The 10337-nt window shown below is 38.7% G+C and carries 11 protein-coding genes; 4 read left to right on the forward strand and 7 right to left on the reverse strand.

Going from position 1 to position 10337, the window contains the following annotated elements; all coding sequences use genetic code 11:
* Positions 1–187: 187 nt before the first annotated feature.
* Together C9J34_RS09420 and C9J34_RS09425 are read right to left on the reverse strand one after the other, a co-directional pair.
* Positions 188–823, reverse strand: coding sequence for an FMN-dependent NADH-azoreductase (locus C9J34_RS09420; RefSeq protein ID WP_107839613.1), 636 nt, complete (start codon positions 821–823; stop codon positions 188–190).
* 259 nt (positions 824–1082) lie between these two features.
* Positions 1083–1790, reverse strand: coding sequence for a DsbA family oxidoreductase (locus C9J34_RS09425; RefSeq protein ID WP_107839614.1), 708 nt, complete (start codon positions 1788–1790; stop codon positions 1083–1085).
* Positions 1791–1918: 128 nt separating this feature from the next.
* Here C9J34_RS09425 and C9J34_RS09430 point away from each other — a divergent pair, with 128 nt between their 5' ends.
* Positions 1919–3277: an FAD-dependent oxidoreductase gene (locus tag C9J34_RS09430; protein ID WP_107839615.1), complete on the forward strand. Its 1359-nt coding sequence runs from the start codon at positions 1919–1921 to the stop codon at positions 3275–3277.
* A gap of 185 nt (positions 3278–3462) precedes the next feature.
* On the opposite strand, the gene C9J34_RS09435 is transcribed toward C9J34_RS09430, so the two are convergent.
* A complete protein-coding gene (locus tag C9J34_RS09435) occupies positions 3463–4389 on the reverse strand; it encodes a manganese-dependent inorganic pyrophosphatase (RefSeq protein WP_107839616.1) in 927 nt (308 codons plus the stop codon).
* Between the two features lie 302 nt (positions 4390–4691).
* Between C9J34_RS09435 and C9J34_RS09440 the strand changes: the two genes are divergently transcribed.
* Positions 4692–5489 (forward strand): GNAT family N-acetyltransferase, encoded by a 798-nt coding sequence (locus C9J34_RS09440; protein ID WP_238600613.1) that lies wholly within the window; start codon positions 4692–4694, stop codon positions 5487–5489.
* 248 nt (positions 5490–5737) lie between these two features.
* On the opposite strand, the gene C9J34_RS09445 is transcribed toward C9J34_RS09440, so the two are convergent.
* From C9J34_RS09445 to C9J34_RS09455, 4 genes are all read right to left on the reverse strand, one after another.
* The gene (locus C9J34_RS09445; protein ID WP_107839618.1) at positions 5738–5974 is read right to left on the reverse strand and encodes a MurR/RpiR family transcriptional regulator; all 237 of its coding nucleotides are present in this window, start codon (positions 5972–5974) and stop codon (positions 5738–5740) included.
* 231 nt (positions 5975–6205) lie between these two features.
* On the reverse strand, positions 6206–6349 hold the full coding sequence (locus tag C9J34_RS21925) for a hypothetical protein (protein ID WP_193768955.1): 144 nt from the start codon (positions 6347–6349) through the stop codon (positions 6206–6208).
* Positions 6346–6744 carry a sigma-70 family RNA polymerase sigma factor gene (locus C9J34_RS09450; protein WP_107839619.1) on the reverse strand — a complete coding sequence of 133 codons (399 nt, stop codon included), beginning with the start codon at positions 6742–6744 and terminating at the stop codon, positions 6346–6348. Before C9J34_RS09450 ends, C9J34_RS21925 begins: the two co-directional genes overlap by 4 nt.
* A 112-nt stretch (positions 6745–6856) precedes the next feature.
* Positions 6857–8083, reverse strand: coding sequence for an MFS transporter (locus C9J34_RS09455; protein WP_107839620.1), 1227 nt, complete (start codon positions 8081–8083; stop codon positions 6857–6859).
* A 188-nt stretch (positions 8084–8271) separates the two neighbouring features.
* Between C9J34_RS09455 and thrC the strand changes: the two genes are divergently transcribed.
* Both thrC and thrB read left to right on the forward strand, forming a co-directional pair.
* On the forward strand, positions 8272–9324 hold the full coding sequence (gene thrC, locus C9J34_RS09460) for a threonine synthase (protein WP_107839621.1): 1053 nt from the start codon (positions 8272–8274) through the stop codon (positions 9322–9324).
* Positions 9321–10214: a homoserine kinase gene (gene thrB, locus C9J34_RS09465; RefSeq protein WP_107839622.1), complete on the forward strand. Its 894-nt coding sequence runs from the start codon at positions 9321–9323 to the stop codon at positions 10212–10214. Before thrC ends, thrB begins: the two co-directional genes overlap by 4 nt.
* The last annotated feature ends 123 nt before the right edge of the window (positions 10215–10337 follow it).

Genomic DNA, 10337 nt, shown 5'->3' on the forward strand with positions numbered 1-10337 from the left:
AGAAAATTCATTTTACAATAGTGCAATTAATTATTTTAATGCGACACTAGTGATTACTTTTATATTAAATTAATTTTAGCTATAGTAACATGATAAAAAACACCTATTTTGGATACTACAAAAAAAGCGCATGAAATCAACGATGTGATTTCATGCGTTTTTCATTGTTGTCCTAGTTTACTCAGTTTTATACTAATACTGCTGTTAAATTTTTTGCTGCTGCTTTTACCTTTTCTAAGCCTTCTGCAATAATTTCTTCCGCTTTCGCTGGGTTTGCATTATGACCTTCGATTACTACTTCGTCTACTTTTTGCATACCATAAACACCACCGATTACGTTGTTAATATAATTAACAGCCATCTCAGACGGTGCTGCCTCTGGTGATGAGTAGATACCGCCACGAGCAGATAAAACGATATATTTTTTGTCTGTCATTAAGCTTACTAAATTACCGTTTTCACCGTATTTAAATGAATAGCCTGCACCATAAGTGTAGTCGATGAATGATTGTAATGCCGCTGGAATTGTTAGGTTCCATAATGGGAATGCGAATACAACAACATCTGCCGCAGTTAATGCTTCGCGTGATTTATTGAAAGATGCTAATGAAGCAGCTTCTTTTTCGTTTAACTCTTCACCCGCTTGCGCTTTACCGAAAGCATTAAATAATTCTTGACCGAAGTATGCTAAGTTTTCTTCAAATACATCAAATGTTGAAAACTCAATATTTTGTGCTTTTGCTTCCGCTACGAAAGCTTCATACATTTTTGTTGAAACACCGTCTGGGCGGTTATTTGCTTTTACTACTAATACATTTGCCATTTATAAAAATCTCCTTTAAAATAAAAAAGTTTAATTTATCCCGCATTAACGGACAGTAAGACGCCCACCTCAAGACTTGAGAAGAACAAAAAGGATAGGTAGGCGATAACTGTCCGAAAAAGCCCGATTGGTTCAACTAACACTCAGTGGGGCCCCCACTGAGTGAAGTTTCACTTTATCTCGAAATCAAGATATTACATATAATAATAGAGCAGCTAAAAAAAATCAACTATGCTGCTCTAAGACTTTAGTCTGAACTTTATTCAATATCGCAAACGCCATCTTCACATAGCGCACCTTGCTCACCAACCATATTTAATTTACGCTGTAAGCCAGCCTCTACAGCTGCCTTTTCCACCGTTTGCTCAAATAAATGCTGTGGCTGTGCACCAGAAATGCCATATTTATTATCGATGACGAAGAATGGCACACCACGTACATCTAACTGACGAGCGATTTCAATATCCGAATACATTTCTTCTTTATATTCGTCGCCCTCTAACATCTCCTTGGCTTCCTTACCGTTTAAACCAACCTCTTCAGCTAGCGTGACTAGTACATCAATGCGACCAATAGCTAAGCCATCTAAAAAATGGGCTTGCAATAAGCGTTCATTTATCTCTGCACCTTTGCCTTGCGCTTCAGCCCATTTCGCCAAACGATGTGCTTTGATCGTATTCGCTGTTTTCATACGATCAAAATCATAATGTAAATCCACTTCTTTTGCGCGTGCTGCTACATTTTGCGTCATTTCCTTCGCTTTCTCGATGGACATATTATATTTCGCAGCTAACGGACCATAAATGGATTCCTCTGTATCAATAGGTGTTGACGGATCCAGTAAAAAGCTTTTATATTGCACTTCAATTTGTCCTTCATAGCCGGAATGTTCAATTGCTAGCTCTAATTGTTTTTTCCCAATATAGCAAAATGGGCATACATAATCAGACCATACTTGTATAATCATTCGTTTCTCCTCCTCTGTTTCCTCATTGTACAAATAAGTGAATAGATGATTCAATTTTTTTGCCTTATGAATAGCGACAGGTAAACTTCCCTATACTGTATGCTAAATATAGGTAAGGAGGATTTTTAATGCAACAATCTTTATGGCTTCATCATACGACACCAATGACAACTTCAACGTTATCATCTGATACAGTTTGTGATATTTGCATAGTTGGGGCTGGTTTAAGCGGTGTTTACACGGCTTATTTACTAGCAAAAGCGGGGCTACGTGTCATTGTTATTGAAGCGAAAAGCATCGGTGAGGGAGCAACAGCACATTCTACAGGAAAATTAACAGCGCAGCATGGGCTATTTTATTCTACGTTGCAGGAGGATGAGGCGAAGCTTTACTATCAAGTGAATAAATCTGCGATTGAAAAAGCGCTAGCTAAAGCTGACAAAACAACTTACACAACTGCTACATCATTTATTTATACAACCGAAACCGACAATCGTACTTTATTGGAGCAGGAATATGAAGCATATAAGAAGATAGGTATTCCATCGCTTATCACAAACGATACGGAGTTAGCAGATAAAGTGCAACTAGCTTTAGGTATGCAGCATGAAACACAAATTCATCCAGTGCAGTTTTTACTACATTTTGCCAAACTGGCTCAACAGGCTGGCGCACAATTTTTCACACATACCCGCGCTACACAAGTGACAGATAAGCCGACAGTTACAACAGCGGAAGGCTACACGATTGCCTGCAAAAAACTCGTGCTCTGCACGCATTATCCAATTGATTCAATCGCTGGCTTCAACACATTAAAGCTAACGGTAGATCGTGCTTATTTAACAGCGACAGCTTGTACTGATCTATTGCAAGGTCAATATATTAGCATTGACTCACCAGCCCGCACAATTCGCACAGCTCAAGTCGATGGACAATCTTATTTTGTTTATGGGGGTACATCTCATCTGGCTGGAACCGAAGGAGAAACAACGAAGTATTACGATACGCTTACACAAGAGTTGGATAGTAAGTTTGACTTACCTGCTCCAAATTTTTTATGGAGTGCACAAGATATGACAACACCTGATAGCATACCACTTGTCGGCCCCATGACAAAGGATTCTCCTATTTATATTGCAACAGGCTTTAAAAAATGGGGACTATCCAGTTCGCTTGTAGCTGCGGAAATATTACGTGGCTATTTTACGAATAAAGAGCATCGCGCCACACAATTGTATATGCCTAGCCGCATACAAGGTCGTACGGTTTATGACATGCTCACAAAGGCAGGCTTTATTAGCGAGCAATTTATTGCAGGCTATGTGACACGGATGTCAACACCCAAATGCACCCATTTAGGCTGTAAGACACGCTGGAATGATGCTGATGAAACATGGGACTGTCCATGTCACGGCTCTCGCTTTGATAAAAAGGGCAATGTTATAGAAGGTCCTGCGGTTTATCCATTGAAGCTAGAAGAACTATAGCGAGCCCTTATTGGATCTCGTTGTTTTTTATTGATCTGGGCAAATTGTTACGTTTGCATTAGGAAATTTAAAAGTGCTAGTTTTGAAGTCTTTTCTTTTAAACAATAAGTAAATATTTCGGCTTTTTGAATAGCCTTGCAATCCAAAAATAGAGGCTACCACAATTTCGATAGCCTCTGTCATTTTTATTTCAAGCCCTCTGTTAACACAGGAACAATTTGCTTTTTACGTGAAACAACACCTGATAAGCTGATACGACCATCAACAATCGTTGCGCCAAAGCTTGCTGCTGCCTTTTCTGCTACTTGTCCAACTGCCACTGCTGTAGAGTCATTGTTTAAAATATCAGTTACAACGAAGAAGAATAAATCTAAGCCGTTGTCTTCGACATTTTTCGCCAGCAATGCTTCTAATTCTGCTTGGCGGCCTAGTACGTCTTCAATATCAACAGCATTTACTTGGGCTACGACTGCTTTGTATGCACCGAAATCGAAGCCTTTTGCGTCTAATGATAGTAAATCCTCTAATGATTTATCCGATAAGTCTGCACCTGCTTTTAACATCGCTAAGCCATATTCAGCTACATCCACACCTGCAATAGCAGCTAATTCCTCACCCGCTTTTATATCTTGCTCTGTGCATGTTGGTGATTTGAATAATAATGTATCAGAAACGATGGCTGATAGCATTAAACCTGCGATATTTGCAGGGATTTCTACATTATTTTCTTTAAATAATTTATTTAAAATCGTCGCTGTACAACCAACAGGCTCGGCTCGGAAATATAACGGGTCAGCCGTTTGGAAATTCGCTACACGATGGTGATCAATTACCTCCGTAATTTGTACCTCTTCAATGCCATCAGCAGATTGCTGGAATTCATTGTGGTCTACTAAAATAACTTGCTTTGCTTCCCCAGCAACAGTGCTAATAAAACGTGGTGCTTCAAAATCGAACTTTTCTAGTGCGAATTTCGTTTCATTATTAAGGTCGCCTAAACGTACAGCCTCAGCCTCTACACCTAATTGTTGTTTTAAATACGCGTAAACAATTGCTGATGTAACTGTATCTGTATCTGGATTCTTATGTCCAAAAACTAATGTCTTGCTCATGAAATTGCCTCCTAATTTATCAATACTTGCATCAAGTTAATCAATTCATTTTAGCACAAATACTCGATTAAAATGAATCCGTAATTGATTTTATATAATCGTTTAGTCTATTCATCCTCTATTCATAATTGAAAACGCTCCAAACTTCCTACTTCATTTTCAAAAATTATAGACATAACTCCCTTTTAACATCATTTATTAGTATAAATATAAAAAATCTGAACATTAATTATTATTTTTTTGACCAATATGTTAAAATAACCGTATGTAAAATAAATTCAGTCACAGAAATGAGGATAGAAATGTCTAAAAAGATGGAAAAGAAGTATATTCCATTAGCTGAGTTCTTCCAGAATGCAACGCAAAATGAAATTACATTAACATATGAAGCGATTGAAAATATTATGGGCCAAGCGTTGCCAAATGCAGCTTATTTGAACTTAAGTTGGTGGAAAAAAACAAAGCCTCCTCTGACACATTACCAATCTTGGTTCAATGCCAATTATAATGTAATTGATGTTCAGTTAGGTCAATCTGTAAAATTCTCTCGTTTAAAGCAAGCAGGAAATGAAGAAAATGGAACAGATGAAAATACACAAGCTTCTATTATTAGGCCAATTGAAACAGAGGATGCTCGCTCATTTATTCGTCTACAAGAGCAAATTTACGAACAATCTGACTTTGAATACTATGAACCAAATGTGCAACATCTTACAGTACAAGTTATTCGCAAACAGATGGCTGAGTGGCGTAAATTTAAAAGGCAAACTATACTCTTATGTATCGTTAATGGCGAATTTGCAGGTTATTCACGTATTAATGGTTATAAAGAACAACGTCTACAGCATGTTGCCGCAATACGCATCGGTGTATTAAAGAACTATGAAAACACTGGTATCGGCACTTCGCTATTAGAAAACAGCATAAAATGGGCAAAACAAAACGGTATTGAAAGGCTAGAAGCAGTTATTATGTCTCATAATAGCAAAGCCATTGCTCTATTTGAAAAACAAGGCTTTACAGCTGAGGGCAAGAAAATACATGCAGTAAAAATAGATAATGAATACTATGACGAAATAATGTATAGTAAGCTGATTTAAACATGAGGTAATATATTATTTCATTCTCCTCTGTTTATCAGAGCTATATCGCCGTAACTTAAGGAGCTGAATCAATCTTCGTCAGCTCCTTTTCTCCGTATTAACGATGACACAAAGACAAGCATTAAAAAGCTGTAGGACATGACACTTTCCTACAGCTTTCTTCTACTAATTATTTTCTTGAATTAATCCAAATCTCCACAATTAAGTGACGTATTCACTGGCTTTTTGGACAGCTCAGTCTTAACTTATTTTCGATAAGCTAAGTCCTCTTTCATTCTTCTTTGTAGCTCGCTGTAGCCCGCAAAGTCCATTGCATAGCAAAAGCGGATTACTGTCGATTCACTTACCCCCGCTATTTTCCCAACTTCGGCTGCAATCTTTGTTGTGACGATGCTTGGATCATTCAATACAAATTGTGCAACACGACGTTGCCCTTTTGACAATCGAATAAATCTTTTTTTAATGCTCTCACAAATACTCATACTCTACTCTCTATCCTTTCTCATCTATTCTCAACTGTTCTAACTTGAACATACATTAACATGAATCACAACGACATTCAATATTTTTCTGAACAATCTGTCATTTGTGCTTTTTTCGTCAATTTTTATAAAGTGAACCTTCAATCAGTGGGGGTCTTACAGCCTGTTAATACGGGATAAATAAGGGAGTTATGAACAACGTGAATTGCTCATACCTCCCGTAAATAAACTTTATTTGATTGGAATAACTACTTGTGCTTCTGGCTCAATTGTCATCATCGGCAACAGCTTTGTTTTAATGAATGGCAAGCCTGCATCCGTTTTATATTTCAATTGATACTCATTGCGTCCAACTGCCTGTACAACTTCTGTCATAATCCTTTCGCCATCTTCCAACACAACTGCAGAAGGACCGTTTTATATTTCTCTTCTAGTTGTTCAATTGCATGTAATAAATCCATGCGTTCATCATGGCTATACGCCTGTCCTTGCTCCACAACACCTTCATGCATTAATACAATTTTGCTATTTTTCCGCAAATGCTCTAATGCTGTGTTAATTAAAATTTTCATTAACCATGTAGAAAAATACTGCTCTGATTTTACGCTATTGATGTTGGCAAATGCTTTTGTTACCGTATCTTGCACAACATCTAACGTATCATTTTCATTTTTCATGTAAATATACGCCGTTTTATATAACTTTACTTTTTCAGTTTGTAATAGCTGGATAAATGCCTCGCTATTGCCCTTTTGTGCTTTTTTTAGCAATCTCTCTTCACATCCTTTTCCTTATCTAATTATTAGATGAATGAGTAAGGTATTTCGTTTCAAAAAAAAGCTGTAGAGAAAGACAAGTATTCACTTGCTTCCCCTACAGCTTCTATTCTAACTCTAATTGCTTCGTTTCTTTTCCTAAAAATAGTACTGCTGCTACACCGATTAAAATAGCCACGCAGAAAATTGCAAACACCGAACCAATATCATAACCTTTTGCAATTAATGATCCGACGAGCAACGGGCCAAAAATACCACCTATACGCCCTACTGCTGCAGCCATACCTGCGCCTGTTCCGCGAATAATTGCTGGATACTGCTCTGGTGTGTATGCATAAAGCGCACCCCATGCACCTAAATTAAAGAACGATAATAGCATACCTGAAATAAGTAAAATCGTAACAGATTCTGCATTCCCAAAAACATAAGCACTGGCCGCTGTACCAATTAAATATGTAACGAGTACAAATTTGCGCCCAAGCTTTTCAATAAACCAAGCTGCTGTGAAATAACCCGGCAATTGTGCCAATGTCATAATTAACACATATTTAAAGCTAGAAATTAAATCAAATCCTTTTCCTACCATCACACTTGGTAACCATAAAAACATGCCGTAGTATGAAAATACAACTGTGAACCATAGCACCCATAGCATGAAAGTTGAACGTCTATATGGTTTTGACCATACTTCTCGAATATTTTGCATAACAGGGCGTTTTTTTGCTGCTGCCTTCGCTATAAATTGCGGAGAATCAGGCAACTTCATACGAATATAAATTGCATAAAACGCGGGTAATGCAGTTAAAATTAATGCTACTCGCCAACCTTCAATTGGCCAAAATGTCGCTGGAATTACGAAATAGGAAATAATTGCAGCAATTAGCCATCCTCCTGCCCAAAAGCTTTCTAATAATACGACAACGCGACCACGCTCCTTCGCTTCTACACTTTCAGAAACAAGCGTCGAAGCGACTGGCAGTTCTCCACCAAGTCCCATGCCAACGAAAAAACGTAAAATTAAAAATAGTGCTAGCGTTGTTGTTAACGCAGATAAACCACTTGCAACTGAAAATAAAATAAGCGTCCACATAAACACTTTTTTACGCCCTACTCTATCAGCCAGTATACCGAAGAACAACGCCCCTACAGCCATTCCAATTGAATTGACGCTACCAATCCAGCCCATTTGTGAAGGGCTTAAGCCCCAATCTATTGCTAATGCAGCGATAACAAAGGATAAAATGCCGACATCCATTGCGTCAAACATCCAGCCAACACCTGCTACACCGAGTAATTTATTGCGCGATATTTGCATATTTTGTTGCTTTTCCATAATGAATATAACCACCTGTCTTTACAGTTGTATAAGCATGTATACTATACACCTATTTTTTAATTGTGACAATATTGTTTAAATTAAATTGTTATTTTACTATTGAAATGAGGGCGTTAGAGGTTTACAATGTCTTTTATACAAAAACAAATGTTCATTCAGAAAGAACAAAAGGAGCTACGTTCGATATGTGGAAAGGTTTAATTGAAGAATATAAGCAATATTTACCCGTTACTGAAAATACACCATCGTTAACTTTAAATGAGGGGAATACGCCATTAGTACATTTAGTGAACTTGTCTAAGGAACTAGGCATCGAGCTATACGGAAAAATCGAAGGAGCAAACCCAACAGGTTCCTTTAAAGACCGCGGTATGGTGTTTGCGGTTGCTAAAGCCATTGAGGATGGTGCAAAATGTGTTATTTGCGCCTCTACAGGCAATACTTCGGCGGCGGCGGCTGCCTATGCAACTAGAGCAGGTATTCAGTCTATCGTCGTTATTCCAAAAGGAAAAGTGGCGTTAGGTAAGTTAGCGCAAGCAACAATGTACGGTGCAAAAATCATTGAAATTGATGGCAATTTTGATGATGCGCTCAATATCGTTCGTCATATTAGTGAAACAACACCTGTTGCACTTGTCAATTCAGTCAATCCATACCGTATTGAAGGACAAAAAACAGCTTCCTTTGAAATTGTCGATGCACTAGGAAAAGCGCCAGACTTCCTATGTATTCCTGTCGGCAATGCAGGTAATATTTCTGCTTATTGGAAAGGTTTTAAAGATTATAATGAAGCAAAAAATTCAGGTTTACCAAAAATCTTTGGCTTTGAAGCAGAAGGTGCTGCTGCAATCGTCAAGGGTGAGCCAATCGAGTCGCCAGAAACTGTTGCAACAGCAATCCGTATTGGCAATCCTGCTAGCTGGAAATTAGCAGAAGCTGCACGTGATGAGTCAGGTGGTATTATTGACTCGGTAACAGATGAAGAAATTTTAGCTGCTTATAAGCTAATTGCAGGTAAAGAAGGTATTTTCGTTGAGCCAGGCTCAGCTGCTTCACTTGCTGGTGTCATTAAATCGGTGAAGGCTAATCTTATTCCACAAGGCAGTCAAGTCGTAACTGTCTTCACTGGCAATGGCTTGAAAGACCCTGATACAGCAATGAGCGTGTCAACGGTTGATTTAGTATCGTTGACAAACGATGAAGATGAAATTCGCAAATATATTGAGGGTGTACTATGAGTTGGCAAATAAAAGTTCCAGGCAGTACCGCAAATCTTGGGCCAGGTTTTGATTCTATCGGGCTCGGTTTGTCACTTTATTTAACATTAGAAGCAACGCCACAAGCTGAATGGGAATTTGTTCATCAAGGTGGACATGTCCCAGCAGACACAACAGTGGAAAATCATTTAATTTATCAAATCGCAAAGCAAGTAGCTGAACGCTACGATAAGGCATTACCTGGCTGCCATGTCGTCATGACGAGCGAGCTCCCTTTAGCACGAGGCGTTGGTAGCAGTGCTGCTGCCATTGTTGCTGGTATCGAGCTAGCCAATTTATTATGTGATTTGCAACTATCCGTACAAGATAGGCTGAACATTTCATCACAAATTGAAGGGCATCCCGACAACGCGACAGCTTCTGTTTTAGGTGGTCTCACTATTTCTTCTATGGCAGACGACGGATTTGTTGATACAATTCATGTGCAAGATGTGGACGTAGCCTTTGTACTGTTCATTCCAGACATGGAATTAAAAACAGCTGAGGCACGTGGCGTTCTCCCTATGCAGCTAGATCGTCCATATGCAGTCAAGGCGAGTGCCGCTGCTAACATGCTCGCAGCCTCATTGATTGCAAAAGACTATGGGCGCATCGGTCGCTATATGGAATCGGATTTATTTCATGAGCCCTTCCGCGCGCAGTTAATCCCAAGCTACGCAGAAATTCGAGAAGCAGCGAAGCAAGCTGGTGCATACGGTACAGCGTTAAGTGGAGCTGGCCCAACTCTTATTTCAATTATACCAACAGCAATTGCTGATGAATTTGTTATCAGCATGCAAAAGCAATTCCCAGCGCATCGCATCGTATTAACGACAGCAGATCAGCATGGGCTTATGGTTACGCATTTATAATTTGACAGGGAGCTTGTCTAAAAAGGTGATATCTTTTTAGACAAGCTCCTATTTTTGAATTTAACTTGGTTCAGCAAATCTTCTCCTGTCGCGAAAGTGTAACGTCAGCGACAAATTCTTTTT

Origin of the sequence: Metasolibacillus meyeri (assembly GCF_003049505.1) — a bacterium.
GTDB lineage: Bacteria > Bacillota > Bacilli > Bacillales_A > Planococcaceae > Metasolibacillus > Metasolibacillus meyeri.